This window comes from Amycolatopsis sp. NPDC003676 (genome assembly GCF_053587275.1).
This window is the reverse complement of sequence record NZ_JBSFNS010000051.1, coordinates 42,470-59,167: the sequence shown is the minus strand read 5'-3', so window position 1 is coordinate 59,167 and position 16,698 is coordinate 42,470. Positions and strand designations below refer to the sequence as shown.

The window sequence follows — 16,698 nt, the reverse complement described above, 5'->3', positions numbered from 1 at the left end:
GCGTTGTTTCCAGTGAGTAACCCACTTTGCGGCAGCTGCCAGAGCGGACGGAGGCGAGCGCGCGTGCACAAGCACCACAACGGGCTGAAGACGGCCGCCCAACGGCATCCGCGAACCAACCGTCGCGGGGATCAGTTCAACCGGGCGGCTCCGGCTTTCCACTCGTCTTCCAGCATGGCGTAGACCAACTCATCAGTCCATTCGCCTTTGACGATCTCGTTTTCCCGCAGCCGTGCTTCCTGCCGCATGCCCAGCCGCTCCATCAGCGACGCCGACGCGGTGTTGCGGCCGTCGCAGCGGCCGATGATGCGGTGCAGGCCCAGGTCTTCGAAGCCGAGCCGCAGGACTTCTCTCGTTGCTTCCAGGGCCAGGCCTTTGCCGTGGTGGTCGGGGTGGAAGACGAAGCCGATCTCGCCTTGGCGGTGTTCGGCGCTGAGGTATTCGAGGTTGAGGTCGCCGATGAGCTGCCCGGTTTCGGCGAGTTCCACGGCGACGGCGAGGAACTGGCCTTCCTCCGACAGCGTCGCGCTGTGGACGCGCTTCGCGAGCGCGGCAGCGGATTCCGCGCGGCTGCGCGGTCCCCAGTACAGGTAGCGGACGACGTCCGCGCGGGACTGGAACGAGTTCAGGGCATCGAGATCGTCGTCCCTGAAGGGGCGGAGGAGCAGGCGTTCGGTGCTGATCGGGTAGTCCGGCCTGAGCATCCTCCCAGCCTAGCGACTTCCGCGGCTGCGCAGGAACCGCCGCGGTGATCGCCCGCGGGGAACAGCGTGCGGCGAACACCGGAAGCGGACATGGAAATTCCCGGGGCGCCTCCTGGACGCCGTCAGCGTCCAGGCTCGAGCCGGACCGGTGCTCGAGAACCCCGGGAACCCGGTGACTGCCTGGTATTCGTCAGCAGGCAGCACGTGAAGCAGGCGATGAGCCGAAGGTGGCTCTGTTGCATCGCTGCTCAAAGTCCCAACACGTGCCATCCGCTAGCGGACAGCCACCTCACGAGTCCTGTGTGAATACAACTTAGGACCACCTCCTCTCTCGTGTACTGCCACGCTAACCGCGAACCTCTCGGTACGGCAACATCATTTGCGCGGCGGTCCGTCAGCCGGGACGGGGCCGGGCTGGCAGCGCGGGCAGCACCAGGTCGGGCGCTGGTACGGTCCGTCGCCCTGCTCGCGCACCAGCAGCGCGCCGCCGCAGCGGAAACAGCCTTGGCGGGTGCGTTCGTAGACCCAGGTGCGGCGGCCGCGGCGGAGGTCGCCGGTGGTGGCTTGTTCGTGCCGCCACGCGTTGGCGACCAGTAGCTTCCGGGCGAGCGCCACCGCGCGTGCGGGGTCCACTTCGGACACTGGGGTCCACGGGGAAACCCGCAGCAGGAAAGAGATCTCGCACTTGTACAGGTTGCCGACGCCGGCCATGATCCGCTGGTCCAGGAGGGCGTCGCCGAGTTCGCGGTCCGGTTTCGCGGCCAGGTTGGCGGCGGCCAGTGCGGCGTGCTCGTCTGTCCATTGTGGATCCAGCAGATCCGGGCCCAGGTGGGCGACGAGGTCGTGTTCCTCGGCGGTGGGCACCAGTTTCAGGTCGTGCACACGGAAACCGATCGCCTGGACGTCCTCGGTCATCAGCACGACGCGCGCGTGATGGGCCGGCATCGCCCACTTCGCGCCGGCGGGCTGGATCTTCCACGAGCCGTCCATCCGCAGGTGGCTGTGCAGCGTCAGATCGCCGGAGAAGCGCGTGAAGAGGTGCTTGCCGACGGTGCCGACGCCGTGCACCTCGCGACCCGCCAGGTCCACAGTGGCCAGTTCGGGATGGCGGAACTGGCCGCGCACCAACGTTTTCCCGGCGAGCGCGCGGTCGAGCAGCTTTCCGGCCAGGAATACGGTGTCGCCCTCGGGCACGGTTCAGCCCGCGGTTTCCGACACTTCCGCCTGCGCGGCTTCTTCCTCGGCGCGCACGCGGTGCCGTCCGGCGCGGTTGGAGCGCAGGATCTTGGCGAGGACCATGTTGAAGGTCAGCGCGATCTCTTGTGCGCCAGGGGAATGCCACTCGTGGATCGGGCTGCACGCGCCCTGGGCCTGTTGCACCGCCAGCCGGTCGGGAATCGCGGTCGGCATCACCAGGGAGCCGAAGTTCTCGCGCAGCTCCGAGACCCGGAACTGGTGCTCGTACGACCGCACGCGCAGCTTGTTCACCAGCACGCCGATCGGCCGCAGCGAAGGATTGCTGTCCTCGCGGATCCGTTCGATCGCTTCGAGCGCGCGCTGGGCGCCCGCGACCGCGTACATTGTGGGCTCAGTCACAATAAGCGCGCTGTCGGCCGCCACGAGTGCCGATTTCGTGAGCCGGCCCAGCGACGGCGGGCAGTCGATGATCGCCAGCTCGTACGGTTCCTCGCGCAACGGGTTCTGGTGCAGCTCGTCGAGCGCGCGGGAAAGGTTTTCCAGGCGGCGGCCGTCGGAGTCGGGTTCGTTGAGCGACTCCAGCTCCTCGGCGCCGACCAGCACGTCGATCTCCTCGCTCCACACGCTGGGCGCGATCGCGCGTTCGAGGACGGCCCGCGCGGGCGTCTCGAGCACGTCGGCGAGCGTCGCGTCGGTGAACGGCGGGTCGAGCGAGGTGGTGGCGTTGCCCTGCGGGTCGAGGTCGGCTACGAGCGCGCGGGTTCCCCTACGCAGCGCGGCCGACGCGATACCGAGCGCGACCGTCGTTTTGCCGACACCACCCTTGAGGCTGAGAACGGCGACCGTGTGCACTCGACACAGCCTACGGGCCGCCCGCCGGTGCGGTAGTGCGGAAGGTGGCGAACGCCGCTGCGGCGCCCACGCGGGTCACGGCAAGTGACCGGCGGCCATTACCCTGTCGCCCATGAAGACCGACACCGTGGCCGCCCGGGGTTCGGGCGCTGTTCGCCGGGCGCTCGAGGCCGAACTGCGGGCCGCCCGCGCCCGCGGCGTGGAGCAGCCGGTCGTCGTCGACGTCGGCGGCGGGAGCGGCGGCTGGGCGGTGCCGTTCGCCTCGGCCGGATGCCTGGTCACCGTGGTCGAACCGAACCCGAACGCGCTCGCGACGCTGCGCCGGCGCGCCGAGGAAGAGGGCGTCTCCGGCCGGATCACGGTGATCGCGGACGACTCCGACGCACTGGGCGCGCACGTCCCGGCCGGGTCGGCGGACCTGGTGCTGGCGCACGGCCTGCTGGAGGTCGTGGACGACCCGCGCGCGGTGCTCGACGCACTCGCCACGGCCGTCTCGCCGGGCGGAGCCGTGTCGGTGCTGGTGGCCAACCGCACCGCGGCCGTGCTGCATCGCGCGCTGGCCGGCCGGATCACCGAGGCGCAGCGGCTGCTGGAAGGTTCTGATGGGGTTGTCGCTGGGGACACCGTACTGCGCAGGTACGACAGTTCCGGCCTGACCGAGTCGCTCGTGGCCGCCGGCTTGGAGGTCACGCTGCTACAGGGCGACCGCGTGATCTCGGACGTCGTGCCGGGCGGAGTCCGCGAGGACGAGCTGGCGGAGTTCGAGCTGAGCGCTTCGGCGGTGCCCGCGCTGCGCGACGTCGCGGGCCGGTTGCACGCGATCGCCCGGCGGGGCTGAGCAGCTCAGTTCCTAGCCGCGCCGCGGTGCGGGAATCGTCCTGGCGGGACCGCGAACCACCCGTAAGCGTGGTCGCCGCGGCCCGAGCGCCGGGAATTGTCGGTGGCGGCAGGTAGCGTCCGGAGGCGTGGGGAGAAACGCCGAACTGCCGAGCGGGATGGCCCGCTACCGCGTCACCACGGGCGCGACCGAGCTGCCGGACGACACCGGCTGCTCGATCCTTCACGTGGACATGGACGCCTTCTTCGTGTCGTGCGAACTGCGCACGCGGCCGGAGCTGGCGGGCCAGCCGGTCGTCGTGTCCGGCGGCGGCCCGCGCTCGGTCGTCGCTGCGGCCAGCTATCCGGCGCGGCGCTTCGGCGTGCGCTCGGCCATGCCGTTCGCCACGGCCAAACGGCTCTGCCCGCAGCTGGTGTGCATCCAGCCGACGCCAGGGCTGTACGGCGAGGTGTCGCGCGGCGTCATGGGGATTTTCCGGCAGCTGACGCCGCTGGTCGAGCCGCTGAGCCTGGACGAGGCGTTCCTGGACGTAGGAGGCGCGCTGCGGCGGCTGGGCACCACTCCGGGCGTGCTGGGGGCGCGGATTCGGGAACGAGTGCAGGCGGAGCACGGGATCTCGTGCTCAGTCGGGGTCGCGAAGGTGAAATTCGTGGCGAAACTGGCGTCGGGGATGGCCAAACCGGACGGGATGGTGATCGTCCCCGCCGCCGAGACGCTGGAGTTCCTGCACCCGCTGCCGGTGTCGGCGCTGTGGGGCGTGGGGAAGCGGACCGAGGAACAGCTGCGGCAGCACGGCTGGCACACGATCGCGGACATCGCCGCCACCCCGCCCGCCCGGCTGCGGCGTTCGGTGGGCCGGGCCGTCGGGGATCACCTGTGGGCGCTGGCGAACGGCCATGACGACCGGGCGGTGGAACCGGAGTCGGCGGAGAAGTCGATCGGAGCCGAGCACACCTTCGACGTCGACGTCCTGAACCGCGACGAGCTGAGTCTCGAGCTGCTGCGCCTGTCCGAACGGGTCGGGGCGACGCTCCGGTCGCGCGAGCTGCGCGGGAGGACGGTGTCGATCAAGGTGCGGTTCGCCGATTTCCGCACCATCACCCGGGCGCGCACCGTGCTCTCGGCGACCGACGTGGCCCGCGACATCCACCGCACGGCGGTCGAGCTGCTGACCGAGCACGCGCCGACCGGAGCGGTCCGGCTGATCGGGGTGCGGGTCGAGGGCCTGGACACCGGAGACGGCGGGGAGCAGCTGTCGTTCGCGAACGATGAGCCGCGCTGGCGGGACGCCGAGGTGGCGGCGGACGTGGCAAGGCTGAAGTTCGGCTCGGCGGCGATTCGGCCGGCTTCGCTGCTTTCTCCAAGGGAGGAGTGAGGCTGGTTGCTCTTCGGGCGGAGTGAGGCTGGTTGCCGAGTCTTTGCGGGACAGCCGTGCTTCACCTGCGGCCGGGCGTTCGCCAAGGTCGGTCGGCTGGGCGTCCACCGCTGTCCGACGCATTCCGGCTGGCCTTCTCCCGACAGGGCGTGCCGGCACTGCCGGGCTTGCCCGTCTCGGCAGGTTCGTGCGGAATTCGCCGGAATGGGAGCTTGGTCGGCGATAAGGGTCCGGTGCGGGGTCAGCGGCGAGGGTCCGGAATAGGGGTTCGCCGGTAGCTCTGAGTCAACAGGCGTCGGGTCGTTCGTGCGGTGGGGGATTGCCGGTCTCGGCGGTCGTCGGGTGAATAAATGCCGGAGGGTATCGATCGGCGGAAGATCGTCCCGGCCGGGGCGTCGGCAGGGCGGGTGGTCGGCGCGAGGACGCTCTCTCTCCGTGACGAGGGACCCCGCCCGGGGGAGGCCGACAGGGCGGCAGGGGGCTCTGGACTGCGCCGAAGGGGGTGACTTCCGTCGCGGTAACGCACTGTCAACCCGCATCTTGCGGGATTTCCCCCGATTCGATCATTTCAGGATCGGGGATCGGGTAGTCGGACGAGCGCGGGGCTCGTATCCTGGACAGTGCCACCCCGCCTGGGGTTGGCTGTTGGGTCCAGGACGTTGCGCGGCCCGGCGCCCGCGACAGCTGTGCCGGAGGAGGAAAGATGCCACTCTCCGAGCATGAGCAGCGGCTGCTCGACCAGATCGAGCGCGAGCTCTATGCCGAGGACCCCAAGTTCGCATCCACGGTGCGAGGCACCCGGTTGCGCCGACCCGCGCGCCGTCGGCGCATCCAGGGGATCGCCCTGTTCGTGGTGGGCGTTGCGCTGCTGGTGCTCGGCGTGGTGATCCCGGTGTTGCGGGTCGCCGACGTGCCGGTGGTCAGCGTGCTCGGGTTCCTCGTGATGTTCTTCGGGGTCATGATGGCCGTCACGTCGCTGCGCCACAGCGACAGCGGCGGCAAGAACAGCCATGACGACGGAGGCGGCGGGGGGAAGCAATCCGGCCGCAAGAGCTCCTTCACGCAGCGCATGGAGGAACGTTTCCGCCAGCGCTTCGAAGGCCAATAGCACGACGGCGAATCCGCGCTTCTCCCCTCGGGGCGGAGCGCGGATTCTCGTGCGCGGGCCCGGACTGCACCGGTTAGCGGGACACGGGTTCCCTGACTGCTGGGTTGCGCCCTGCGGGCAAGGCGCGTGCTCGGCCTGCGCTGGCTTCGGTTCGCTCCGCTCCGGTTCGCTTCGGCTCGGTGCAGGCTCGACGCGCTCCCGGTTCGGGAGATGCTCGGCCGGAGGCCGGAGGCCGGACGCCGGACGCCGGACGCCGGGTGCGCGGCGTCGCCGGGCGGCTGTCGGCGACGCGCAGTGCGATGGCTGGATCCGGCCTGCCGTTGGAACGGTTCTGGGGCAACGCTTCAGGGCGCCGGTTCGGCTGGCGGCCCGGGCTAGTCGGGCGCGGCCCTGCGGTGACCTCGGCTTGAGCGAGGTGCTTTGCTAGCCCGAGCCCGAGCCCGAGCCCGAGCCCGAGCCCGAGCCCGAGCCCGAGCCCGAGCCCGAGCCCGAGCCCGGTCGGGAAGGTCGTTGCGGTTCGCCGAATCCTGAACAGTTGGCGTGCTGGTTGGGTTTGCGGCGTCGGTGTGCCGTGAAATGGCGGACTGCCCGGGCTTTCCGGTGCCCGGAACTTGCGGGCAGACACAATCGGCCCGAACGGCGCCTCCGCGCCCGCGAAATCAGGAAATCTCGGCCTCGATCTGAGCGAGCTGCGCGGCGAGGATTTCTTCGAACGCAGCGTGGCGGTCCGCTCCGAGAGGGCGGACCTCGCGGGCGAAGAAGGCCAACGCGGGAAACCGTTCGGGATCGGCGCCGAGCACCGCGACGCGGAACTGTTCCAGGCCCTGTTCGTACTCCTCCGCGGTGATGGTGCTGATGCCTGCCTCGGACGCGATCAGCGCGGCCAGGAGAAGCACGATGCGGTGGTAGCGCACCGGGACCTGCTCGTCGGGCAGCCCGGACGCGCGCAGGGCCTGCAGCAGTTCCTCCATGACCAGCCGGGATCCGGTGCCGCCGGAGGCGTAGCGGCCCCACACTGTCGCCAGCTGGGGCTGCTCGCCGAAGGCCGCGTGCAGGCGCAGGCTCAGTGCGGTGATGCGCTGCTTCCAGTCGCCTTCGGGGCGGTAGCCGTCCATGGCGGCCAAGAGAATCCGGTCGGCGACGGCGCGCAGCAGTTCGGTCTTGTTGCGGAAATGCCGGTAGAGGCTTGACGGATCAGTCCCGAGCGCCGCGGCGAGTTTGCGGACGCTGAACGACTCGGCGTCGCTCGTGCGCAGCAGGTCCGCCGCCGTGTCCAGGATTTCGTCGGTCGACCATCGCCTGCGGCCCGTCATCTCGCCCCTCTCGTCCGGGCCAGCATAACCTATGCACTTGCTGATGCACACAGTGTGTGCATAATGAGGATAAAGCGCTGGCTGCCTCCGAGGCGCATCCGGCGCATCGACTGGGGAAGAAGGAAACATGAGCGAACTCGCTGCCGAGACCCGACCGCCGGAGCCGGATTTCTCGGTGATCACGACCGAGGAACTCCTGGTTTACCGCGAGGCGGAGAACCGCTTCCGGGCCTCGGGCGTGGCGCGGGCGATTCTCGGGGAGCCGCATCCTGATGCCGCGATCGAGCGGCGGGAGATCGCGCTGCCTGGCCGCGACCTTCCGGTGCGGGTCTATCGGCCCGCGCGAGACCGAACCGGACTGCCGTTGGTGGTCCACGTCCACGGCGGTGGCTTCGTAGGCACGGCCGTGCAGTGCGACTGGACCAACAGTCACCTCGCCGCACGGCTGCCCGCGGTCGTCGTTTCGGTCGAACACCGTCTGCTTGCTGCCGACAGTCCGCTCGCGAACGCTGCCGACGACGGCTGGGACGTGCTTCGCCACGTGGTGCGGCAGGCTGCGGAGTGGGGCGTCGACTCGGGGCGCGCGGCTGTGTTCGGGGAGAGTTGCGGAGCGCTGATCAGCGCGCTGACGGCCGTCCGCGCCAGGGACGCCGGGCTGGAACTCAAAGCGCAAGTGCTGGTCAACCCGGTCGCGGATGTCACCGAGACGATGTTCGACTACCCCTCGATCGCCGAATACGCGTACCGCCCGAGCCGGGCCCTGCCGCTGTTGCAGCTTTTCCGGCGGCTCGCCGTCCCGCCGGGAGCCGACGCCAGCGCCGTTTCGCCACTGTCCACAGAGGACTTGAGCGGGCTCGCCCCGGCGCTTGTGGTGGTGCCGACTCAGGACGCGGTCGCCGACCACGGCCGCCGTTACGCCGAGCGACTGCACGAGGCGGGAACCTCGGTGCGGCTTACCGAATACCCGGGCGCGAAGCACGCGTTCCTCACTCTGCCCGGCGTGGAGCCGCAGGCCGAGGCCGCTCAGGCGGAGATCCTCGCGTTCCTCCGCGCTGCCCTGGCGGAGTGACGGAGGAGCGTCCGCACCGCTTTCCCGGCCATGGCGTCGCGATGGCCGGGAAAGCACTGGCGAGAGCGGCACGGCCGTCGTTGAGGGCTTGCGCATCGAGGGCGCTGCGTCGCCGGAGATCTTCTGTTCTCCCAGGGAAGTTCGGAACTGTCCGAGCCGCACCCTGAATCAGCTTGCCACCGATCACGAGACGCCCCGACGCCACGGCTCTCACCGAGGCACTGGACTCCTCACCGATCTGCGGTAACCGAGTTCACCGCCGTCGGCGAAGCACTGACCGGGGGAACAACCGGCCCCGCATCGACAACGGCGCGGTCCGGCGCAGACTGTCCCGCAGCTGCCCGAAGGCAGGCTCCAACGTCGCGTCCGGGGCCGGTTCGTCGCTGTACCAGCTGCGTTCCACCGCGCCCAGCACGGTGCGCAAAGCCTCCCGGCCAGGCTCGTCCAGGCGGTGGCGTTCGGCGATCTTTCCGCCGGCCACGCGGACCGTGTCGCTGTCGGCGATCGGCAGGTCCCGGTCCGCGCATTCGGCCTTCAGCTCGCGCCACGCCGCGTCGGCCGCGCCGGGGGAGTGCGTCGCGATCGTCTGGAGGTGGCGGCGGCGCACCAGGTCCCGGATCGCGGCGGGGCCGCCGGTCGCCGCCAGGATCAGCACGACGACCAAGGCGAACCACCACGACACGGTCCCGGCGAGCAGGCCGAGCGCGGCGACCAGCAGGACGGCTCCGGTCAGCGGCAGCCACAAGGCGGCCAGGTGCAGCGGAGTCGGTGCGGTGACCGGGTTTCTGACCAGCACGTTGCCGTCGGGCGCGGCGCCCGGCGGGACACCGGACGGGGTCAAGCCGGGCCGGGGGCGGCGGCGCAGGAAGTAAGCCGCCGCGACGGCCGCGGCGCCGAGGACGGCCAGGGCCAGGGCGAGCCAGGTCAGCCAGCTGTCGTCCGGAGTGGTGTCCGCGGGCGCGGCGGGAGCGGCCTGGTCGTGAGTCTTGTCGGCCGACGCGCCGGTGGACGGGGCGGTCGAGCGCGGGGCCTTCGGGAGGTCGTCGGTCGCGTTGGGCTGTTGCGGGTTGTGGGTGTTCTGCTCGAGGTACGGCGGGACGATGCCGCGTCCGTCGGCGAGCGGCGTCGGGTCGAAGCTGACCCAGCCCTTGTCCCCGAAGTACGCCTCGACCCACGCGTGCGCGTCCTGCGAGCTGATCGACTGGTAGTCGCCCTTGGTGACGCCGGGGGTGAAGCCGATCGCCACGCGCGCGGGGATGTGCGCGACCCGCAGCATCACCGCCATCGCCGACGCGTATTGCTCGCAGTAGCCCCGTTTTCCCTTGAGGATGAAGTCGGCGAGCGCATCGGCGTCGGTGGCGTCGGCGGTCTTCGTGTCGTACACGAAACCGTTCTGCGCGCTGAAGTACTGCCACAGCGCGGTGGCCCGGTCGAAGTTGTTCGTCTTGCCCGCGGTGAGCTGGTCGGTCAGCGCCGAGACCCGCCGGTCGACCTGGCCGATCCGCGTGTACAGCGCGGGCACCTCGTCGGATTTCGGCGCGGCGTCCCGCAGTTCGTCGGCGGTCGGCTCCTTCAGCGACGCGGTTTCCACGTACGCCGGCGCGGGTTCGCTCGCCGTGGTGAACACCGAGCCGCTGACCCGGTCGTACAGCCACTGCGGCGGCACGCCCCGGAGCGCGCGCGGGGCTCCGTAGACCGGCAGCCAGTTGTCGACCCAGCGCGTCGGCTGGATCTGGATCTGCCGCGACACTCCGGTGCCGTCGTCGCCGGGCGCGGCGGGCAGCGTGCTGTTCGCGAGCACGCCGGACTGCGCCTGGCCGCCGGCGCGCAGTCCCCAGCCCTTGTTCGGGGTGTAGGTGTCCAAGGTGAACGCGCGCATCAGCCGCCGGTCCGCGCCGAGGCCGCGCACCTGGAACAGTTCGGTGTTCTGGCCCTGGTCGAGCAGTCCGCGCAGCTGCGTGAACGGCGCGATGCCGAAGCCGCCGGTCCCGTCGCCGTCGCCGCCCGGGCCGGAGCCGAACGGGATCTTGCCGACGGTCCCGACCATGGTGATCCCGCCGCCCAGCAGGCCGAGCACGATCGCCGAGCTGACCACGGCCACCGGCGCTTGCGCGAGCCGCAGCATGCTGCCGGACCCGGGCGCGTCGCGGTTGCGCCAGCGACGGTGCCGGTGGTTGCCGTCGAGGGCGAGCAGGCAGGCGAAGGCTCCCGCGCCGAGCACGAACGTCCACCACGGCATCAGTTCGTCCGACAACGCCGCGGGCACCGCGTACACGCAGAGCAGCACGAGCCCGGTCGCCGCGGGCGCTGCGGCGGCGACGGCGAGCGTGTCGACCAGCACCGCGACCAGGCCGACCGCGATCGTGACCAGACACAGGATCGGCTGCGTGCTGTCGACCGGCGGGAGGCCGATCCGGATCTGGTCGGCCGCCGCGGTGAGCGTGGCCTGCAGTTCGCCGAAAGCGGTGGGGCCGGGGAAAATCGTGAGGACGCCCTGCGTCGTGAACGCCCCGGTGATGAGGAACAGCAGCACGAGCAGCTGCCCGAACCCGGCGACGACGGTGGGCGCGCGCAGCGAGCGCAGCGCCAGGCCGGTGCCCGCGACGAGCACGACGGCCACGAAGAGGTACCCGAACCAGGCCCATCCGGAGACGACGCTGGTCAGCGACGTGGCCGCGCACAGCGTCGCGAGCCCGGCGGCGATCGGCGGCAGCACGCTGCTCCGCCACGCGGGCGGCGGATCGGTCGGCTGCGGGGTGGGGGTGTGCGGGATCGGCGGCGCGCCGGACGGGCGGGGAGCGGTGGTGGTCATCGGGTCCCCCTGCGTACTCGTGAGTGGCGATCCCGGTGAGAACCGTGATTGCCGCTCACGACGATGGTCGTTGCGCTCATCGCGTTCCGCCGATCACCGTCGACCGGTGGGTGCCCGCGCGGCACAGCAGCCCCCACACCTCGGGCATCGGCGTCTTCGGACCGGCCACCACGACGCCCCAGCCGGCACCGCGCAGCAGCTCCGCCGATTCCTTCGTCGCCGCGGCGAGGTGGTCCGGCGAGGCCGAACCCGCCCAGGTCGGGGTGTCCAAAAGAACGGCGAGGCTGCGGACGCCGCGCGCCCGGTACCGGGTCAGCTCGTGCACCGATTCCGCGCTCACCGTGCCCAGGATCGCGATCAGTTCCTGTCCTTCGGCCGGATCGTGGCCGAGCGTCACGTCTCGCTGGTGTGCCGGCTGAAGTGCGGCCAGCGCGTCGAGCACCAGGTTGTCGTAGCCTTCGCCGCCGTCGCCGGGAGAGTCCGCGAGGGCGACGCCGTGCTCGGTCACCAGCCGGACCCGGTGCCCGGTCCGTCGCAGGTGCAGCGACACCGAAGCGGCGAACGACACCGCCCACTCCAGGCTCGCCGTCGGACCGCTCCCGTGGTGCGCCGCCGCGCGGTGGTCCAGCAACACAGTTGTGCCGCCGCGCCAAGGGCGTTCCTCGATGCGGACCATGATCTCGTCGCGGCGCGCGGTCGAACGCCAGTGGACTTTCCGCATGTCGTCGCCGGTGCGGTAATGCCGCACGATCACGTCCGGCTCGCCCTGCCCGGAATGCAGCCGGACGCTTCCGTCGTCGCCCGCTCCCGCCCCGGCGCCGCCGGGCAGACCCCACAACGGCACCACGCGCGGCACGACGACCAGCCGCGAATGGCCGATCAGCTCCCGCTCGAACTCGCACAGCCCGAACGGGTCGGTGATCGTCGCGCGCAACGGGCCGACCTGCTGGATCCCGCGCATGCCCGGCCGCAGCGGATACCGCAGCAGCACGCGCCGGTCGTGCGGCAGCCGTTCGACCACGAACCGCGGCCGGGAGCCCAGCGCGTACGGGACGCCGTCCTCCAGCAGCACCTCGCCGCCGGGCAGCCGTCCGCTGCGCCACAGCTCCAGGTCGACCTCGCCGGTCGAGCCCGCCGCCACCCGGTCCGGGCGCAGCGTCCTGGCCGCGCCGAGACGGAGCCGGGTGGCCGAGATGTAGGCGGCGACCAGCAGCGGCAGGGCGACCACGAACACCGCGACCCGCAGCAGGTCGCGTTCGTTGAGCACCAGCGAGCACACCGCGGCCGCGATCCCGGCGGCGAGGAGGCAACGGCCTCGGGTGGTGAGGCCGGACAGCGCGCGCAGCATGCGGATTCCCTGTTTTGGGTAGCGGGACGCGCCTCAGCGGGCCGAGCCCTGGGGGACGGGAACGCGGTGCAGCACCGCGCGGACCACGTCGGTCGCCGATCGGCGGGCGGCGTGCGCCTCGGTGGTGAGCACCAGCCGGTGCGCCAGCACGGGCACGGCGACCGTGTGCAGGTCGTCGGGCACCACGTAGTCGCGCCCGGACAGCGCGGCCTGCGCCCGCGCGGCCCGGACCAGGTGCAGCGTCGCGCGCGGCGAGGCGCCGAGCCGGATCTCCGGCACCTGCCGGGTCGCCGACACGACGTCGACGGCGTACCGGCGGACCTCCGGCGCGATGTGCACGCCGCGGACGGTCTCGATCAGCCGCAGCATCGTCTCGCCGTCGGACACCGGGGTCAGGTCCGCGAGCGGATTGTGCCCGGAATGCTCGTCGACCATGGCCAGTTCGGCCTGCTGGTCGGGGTAGCCGATGGACACCCGCGCGGTGAACCGGTCGCGCTGGGCCTCGGGCAGCGCGTAGGTGCCCTCCATCTCGATCGGGTTCTGCGTCGCGATCACCATGAACGGCGCGCCGAGCGTGTACGTGCTCGTGTCGACCGTGACCTGGTGCTCCTCCATGCACTCCAGCAGCGCGGACTGCGTCTTCGGCGAGGCCCGGTTGATCTCGTCGCCCACCACGATGTTCGCGAACACCGGGCCGGGCCGGAATTCGAACTCGCCGCTCTGCCGGTTGTAGATGGAGACGCCGGTGACGTCGCTGGGCAGCAGGTCGGGAGTGAACTGCACGCGGCTGACGGTGCAGTCGATCGAGCGCGCGAGCGCCTTCGCGAGCGAGGTCTTGCCGACGCCCGGCACGTCCTCGACGAGCAGGTGACCCTCGGCCAGGAGGGTCACCAGCGCGATCCGGATGACGTCCGGCTTGCCGACGAGGACGCGTTCCACGTTCGCGGCGATACGGCGGGCGGTGTCGTGCAGTTCGCCGAGGCCGGCCGCCGGGACCCGCGCCAGCCCGTCCGCGGACTCGACCGCCGGGTACGGCGGCTGCCCGGACCCGTTTCCGTGCGGTCCGGCGGGGGAAGCGGACTGGATTCTCGACGTCACTCGACCTCCTGGTGGCGCAATAGCTGGACGCGAACCGGCGGGGATGCGCGCCTTGTCCAGCGTTCTCCCCAGTGTGTCAAACCCGGGAGAACTGGGCGGCGGAACCCCGAGATCGTTTCATGGTGACGCCCAGCCACCCCGGCACTCCTTCTTACGGGTGATTATGAGGCATTTTCAGGTGATCCCGCTGACCGTATGCACTGTCGTATGCTCCGAAACGAAGTCGCCCGACCACGGTTCGACGTCGGAAGAGGTGCATCCGCGCATGAGCGAGGCCGAGGCGGAACGGAAAGCCGGGCTCCCGGGACTGTCCGGCGGCCGGTTCGCGGTCACGCCCGAGCTGGCGTCCGCGACGTATTCGAAGCTGGGCGAACTGCAGGACGTCGTCGGCGAGATGGTCCGCGAGGCCGCGGTGCTCGGCCGGTCGGTGCCGCTCGGCGGCGGGTACGCCGGCGAGGTCGGCGCGTTCATGGCGAAGTACGGCCTCGGCCGTGACGGCTCGGCGGTCGACCAGCTCACCGCGTTCGGGAAAGAGATCGCCGGGCTGAAGAAACGCATCGGCGGCGCGCTGGAGAAATACCGCGACCAGGACAGCGAAGCCGCCGAAGGCGTGGACTGCACCGGTGGCTGACCGTTTCGCGGCGCGCGCCGCGCTCCTTCTTCTCCCGCTCTCCGGGCTGACGGTGCTGGTTTCGTGCGGCCGGATGCCCGGCATCTCGCACGCCGCGCCCGCCGACGGAGGCCCGCCTGCACCCGCGCCGCCGTCCTCGTCGGCTCCTTCGCTGGCCAAGCTCGACCCGTGCACGCTGCTCTCGCCGCAGGACCGGTCGTCGGCCGGGCTCACCGGGCAGGGCAAGCCGAAGACGATCGGCGAGGCGCGCGCCTGCGACTGGACGGTGCCTTCGACCTTCGGCGTCACCGTCACCCTCGACGAGACCAACGGACTGGCCAACCTCGACCTCTCCGACGGCAAGCGCGCCAAGAAAGACGTCGGCTCGCACCAGGCGGTGCAGGTGTCCGGCAGCCGCGGCACCTGCGCGGTGCTGCTCGACGTCGGCGGCGCGCAGAGCGTGCAGGTCGACGTGAACAACGCGAACTTCGCCGACTCCGCGCTCGCCTGCTCGCGGGCGAGCGACGTGGCCGGACTGCTCGAGCCGAAGCTGCCGTGAACCCCGTGCGAGGAGGAAAGTCGTGACCGACACCCCGGCTGAGGCCCCGGCCCCCGAGCCGACGGCCCGGTACGAAGCGTTCAGCCACGCGGCGCTGGCCGCGCAGGCGGTCGACGGCAACGACCCGGCCGCGGCAGGCGAATCGGGCACGCGGTGGGCCGGGCTGTCGCAACGGCTCGAGGACTCGATCGGCGGGCTGGTCGCGTTGTCCGCGGGCAGCGAGGAGAGCTGGCAGGGCGACGCCGGCGACGCGATGCGGTCGGTGCTCGGCAAAGCGTCCGGCTGGCTAGCCGAAACCTCCGTCGTGTCGGCGAAGGTCGGGGAAGCCGTGCAGGGACAGGCCGAGGTCGCTGCGCGGGCCCGGGCCGACATGCCCGCGCCGGTGGACTTCGACCCGGCGGCGATGATCCGTTCCGCCGCCGCGAGCGGGAACCTGGTGCAGCTGGCCGGGCTGTCGTCCGCCATGGACGAGCGCCGCGCCGAAGCCGAGGCCGCCCGGCAGAAGGCGATCGACGTCCTGCGCACCCGGGACACGGCGTTGCGCGGACTTGTGCCCGAAGGCGGTTTCCCGGCGGTCCCGCCGCTCGGCGCGGGGCCGGCTTGATCAGCCTCTCGGCGTCCGCGTTCGACATCGTCTGGGCCGACCTCGGCCTCGACGCGCCGCCCGCGCCGCTGGCGGTGCGCAGCGTCGGGGAGACCGACGCCGACCGGTCCGCGATCCGCGCGGAGGTCTACCGGAACCTCGGCGAACGCGGCCTCTTCGACGGCCGGCTCGACGCCGCACTGGAGAACAGCCTGCGGCTGCTGGCGGCCGCGGACCGGTACGTGGAGTGCGAGGCGCTCGCGGACATGACCGCCGACGAGCCCTTCCGCGCGGTCGCCGCGATCCGGGGCCGGAACGCGGTGCTGGCCGTGCAGCCGGCGCGGACGATCGGCGTGCGCAGCATCGGGGAGAGCGAACTGGCCTCGGCGATCGTCGACGTGCTGCCCGAGCTTTCGGCCGGTCCCGGCTACGGCGTCCGGCTGCCCGCGGCGGGGGAGCCGCCCGGCGGCGCGCAGGGGGAGGAGCTGCGGGCGATCCAGGCCCGGCCGGTGTACGCGGCGGGGCAGTTCACCGTCCACGTCCGCGACCGGGCCGGGAAACTGACCCGGACCGGCGGGCTGACGTGGTTCGACACGGACGCCGGGGCGTATTCGGCGGTGTCCTCGCCGGGCCGCGGCGGGCAGGAGTGGGTGACGGTGTCGCCGGTCGACAGCCCGCGGCTCGTGGAGCGGGTCATGGAGCTGCTGCCCGGCTGATCCGGGCGGTCTGAAGTGGACGGTCGCGGGCCGCCGCTGTCGACAATGGACGGTTCCCCACTCGCACCCACCCGGGCATCCACGCCTCCGCACCGGACGCGGCGCAGCACCTCACCCGTCCCCACCGGGCACCCCACAACGCCCCCCACTCGCCCCCACCGCGGCACCGGCTGAGCCGGATCGGGCTCCCCACAACGTCCCCGCCTCGTCTCCCGGCCCGTCGCAGCGCCGTCGCGCCGAGCTCCCCACCGCGCCCCCCACCAGACCCCACCGAGGTTCCCCACCTCGCTCCACCCGCCTCCCCACCAGCCCCCACCGGGTCCCCCACCGACCCCCACCACGGGTCCCCACGCTGCCGAAACTCGGACGTTTCACGCGTCCCGAGGTTGCGGAAGACCCCGGTGCGGGGGATCTTCGCCACGGTCCCCCCACCCGGCCCCCACCTGGACCCACCTCCGTGACCTGCGCAAACGCGCCACTCGACGGAGTGGCACGCGCGCAAGACTCGTTGACTGT

General features: G+C 71.6%; 15 protein-coding genes. 8 read left to right on the top strand and 7 right to left on the bottom strand.

Annotated features, from left to right (window positions below; translation table 11 throughout):
• Nucleotides 1-131 precede the first annotated feature (131 nt).
• The 3 genes from ACWDNU_RS26710 to ACWDNU_RS26700 form a co-directional block, all read right to left on the bottom strand.
• Nucleotides 132-704, bottom strand: coding sequence for a GNAT family N-acetyltransferase (locus ACWDNU_RS26710; RefSeq protein WP_370935913.1), 573 nt, complete (start codon nt 702-704; stop codon nt 132-134).
• A 375-nt stretch (nt 705-1,079) separates the two neighbouring features.
• Entirely contained in the window at nt 1,080-1,898 is an 819-nt protein-coding gene (locus tag ACWDNU_RS26705; protein WP_370935914.1) for a DNA-formamidopyrimidine glycosylase family protein, read from the bottom strand.
• Nucleotides 1,899-1,901: 3 nt separating this feature from the next.
• Nucleotides 1,902-2,753, bottom strand: a complete 852-nt coding sequence (locus ACWDNU_RS26700) for a ParA family protein (RefSeq protein ID WP_370935915.1) — start codon at nt 2,751-2,753, stop codon at nt 1,902-1,904.
• A gap of 112 nt (nt 2,754-2,865) precedes the next feature.
• On the opposite strand from ACWDNU_RS26700, the gene ACWDNU_RS26695 reads away from it, so the two are divergent.
• From ACWDNU_RS26695 to ACWDNU_RS26685, 3 genes are all read left to right on the top strand, one after another.
• Nucleotides 2,866-3,591, top strand: a complete 726-nt coding sequence (locus ACWDNU_RS26695; RefSeq protein ID WP_370935916.1) for a methyltransferase domain-containing protein — start codon at nt 2,866-2,868, stop codon at nt 3,589-3,591.
• 157 nt (nt 3,592-3,748) lie between these two features.
• Complete coding sequence (dinB, locus tag ACWDNU_RS26690) at nt 3,749-4,966, top strand: DNA polymerase IV (RefSeq protein ID WP_449670906.1); 1,218 nt, start codon at nt 3,749-3,751, stop codon at nt 4,964-4,966.
• Nucleotides 4,967-5,669: 703 nt separating this feature from the next.
• A complete protein-coding gene (locus ACWDNU_RS26685; RefSeq protein ID WP_043827044.1) occupies nt 5,670-6,074 on the top strand; it encodes a DUF3040 domain-containing protein in 405 nt (134 codons plus the stop codon).
• A 659-nt stretch (nt 6,075-6,733) separates the two neighbouring features.
• Here the strand turns inward: ACWDNU_RS26685 and ACWDNU_RS26680 are convergent.
• Complete coding sequence (locus ACWDNU_RS26680; RefSeq protein ID WP_370935918.1) at nt 6,734-7,387, bottom strand: TetR/AcrR family transcriptional regulator; 654 nt, start codon at nt 7,385-7,387, stop codon at nt 6,734-6,736.
• 127 nt (nt 7,388-7,514) lie between these two features.
• Here ACWDNU_RS26680 and ACWDNU_RS26675 point away from each other — a divergent pair, with 127 nt between their 5' ends.
• Nucleotides 7,515-8,456, top strand: coding sequence for an alpha/beta hydrolase (locus ACWDNU_RS26675; RefSeq protein ID WP_449670903.1), 942 nt, complete (start codon nt 7,515-7,517; stop codon nt 8,454-8,456).
• Between the two features lie 253 nt (nt 8,457-8,709).
• Here the strand turns inward: ACWDNU_RS26675 and ACWDNU_RS26670 are convergent, their stop codons facing one another.
• The 3 genes from ACWDNU_RS26670 to ACWDNU_RS26660 all read right to left on the bottom strand — a co-directional run bounded on the left by ACWDNU_RS26670 (nt 8,710) and on the right by ACWDNU_RS26660 (nt 13,714).
• Nucleotides 8,710-11,268 carry a transglutaminase family protein gene (locus ACWDNU_RS26670; RefSeq protein WP_449670902.1) on the bottom strand — a complete coding sequence of 853 codons (2,559 nt, stop codon included), beginning with the start codon at nt 11,266-11,268 and terminating at the stop codon, nt 8,710-8,712.
• A 76-nt stretch (nt 11,269-11,344) separates the two neighbouring features.
• Complete coding sequence (locus ACWDNU_RS26665; protein ID WP_370935921.1) at nt 11,345-12,616, bottom strand: DUF58 domain-containing protein; 1,272 nt, start codon at nt 12,614-12,616, stop codon at nt 11,345-11,347.
• A 33-nt stretch (nt 12,617-12,649) separates the two neighbouring features.
• Nucleotides 12,650-13,714 carry an AAA family ATPase gene (locus ACWDNU_RS26660; RefSeq protein WP_370935922.1) on the bottom strand — a complete coding sequence of 355 codons (1,065 nt, stop codon included), beginning with the start codon at nt 13,712-13,714 and terminating at the stop codon, nt 12,650-12,652.
• Nucleotides 13,715-13,979: 265 nt separating this feature from the next.
• On the opposite strand from ACWDNU_RS26660, the gene ACWDNU_RS26655 reads away from it, so the two are divergent.
• The 4 genes from ACWDNU_RS26655 to ACWDNU_RS26640 are packed head-to-tail and all read left to right on the top strand — an operon-like array spanning nt 13,980 to nt 16,182.
• On the top strand, nt 13,980-14,345 hold the full coding sequence (locus tag ACWDNU_RS26655) for a hypothetical protein (protein ID WP_182893379.1): 366 nt from the start codon (nt 13,980-13,982) through the stop codon (nt 14,343-14,345).
• Nucleotides 14,338-14,883, top strand: coding sequence for a DUF3558 family protein (locus ACWDNU_RS26650; RefSeq protein WP_449670901.1), 546 nt, complete (start codon nt 14,338-14,340; stop codon nt 14,881-14,883). The genes ACWDNU_RS26655 and ACWDNU_RS26650 overlap by 8 nt, the downstream gene beginning before the upstream one ends.
• Before the next feature lie 22 nt (nt 14,884-14,905).
• The gene (locus ACWDNU_RS26645) at nt 14,906-15,487 is read left to right on the top strand and encodes a PE-PGRS family protein (protein WP_449670900.1); all 582 of its coding nucleotides are present in this window, start codon (nt 14,906-14,908) and stop codon (nt 15,485-15,487) included.
• Nucleotides 15,484-16,182: an ESX secretion-associated protein EspG gene (locus ACWDNU_RS26640; protein ID WP_449670899.1), complete on the top strand. Its 699-nt coding sequence runs from the start codon at nt 15,484-15,486 to the stop codon at nt 16,180-16,182. The genes ACWDNU_RS26645 and ACWDNU_RS26640 overlap by 4 nt, the downstream gene beginning before the upstream one ends.
• Nucleotides 16,183-16,698 lie beyond the last annotated feature (516 nt).

What these genes read in the sequence shown, in the direction of transcription:
- ACWDNU_RS26710 (WP_370935913.1), bottom strand. Translation starts at nt 704, where the DNA reads ATGCTCAGGCCGGACTACCCGATCAGCACCGAACGCCTGCTCCTCCGC.
- ACWDNU_RS26695 (WP_370935916.1), top strand. Translation starts at nt 2,866, where the DNA reads ATGAAGACCGACACCGTGGCCGCCCGGGGTTCGGGCGCTGTTCGCCGG.
- dinB (WP_449670906.1), top strand. Translation starts at nt 3,749, where the DNA reads ATGGCCCGCTACCGCGTCACCACGGGCGCGACCGAGCTGCCGGACGAC.
- ACWDNU_RS26685 (WP_043827044.1), top strand. Translation starts at nt 5,670, where the DNA reads ATGCCACTCTCCGAGCATGAGCAGCGGCTGCTCGACCAGATCGAGCGC.
- ACWDNU_RS26680 (WP_370935918.1), bottom strand. Translation starts at nt 7,387, where the DNA reads ATGACGGGCCGCAGGCGATGGTCGACCGACGAAATCCTGGACACGGCG.
- ACWDNU_RS26675 (WP_449670903.1), top strand. Translation starts at nt 7,515, where the DNA reads ATGAGCGAACTCGCTGCCGAGACCCGACCGCCGGAGCCGGATTTCTCG.
- ACWDNU_RS26670 (WP_449670902.1), bottom strand. Translation starts at nt 11,268, where the DNA reads ATGACCACCACCGCTCCCCGCCCGTCCGGCGCGCCGCCGATCCCGCAC.
- ACWDNU_RS26665 (WP_370935921.1), bottom strand. Translation starts at nt 12,616, where the DNA reads ATGCTGCGCGCGCTGTCCGGCCTCACCACCCGAGGCCGTTGCCTCCTC.
- ACWDNU_RS26655 (WP_182893379.1), top strand. Translation starts at nt 13,980, where the DNA reads ATGAGCGAGGCCGAGGCGGAACGGAAAGCCGGGCTCCCGGGACTGTCC.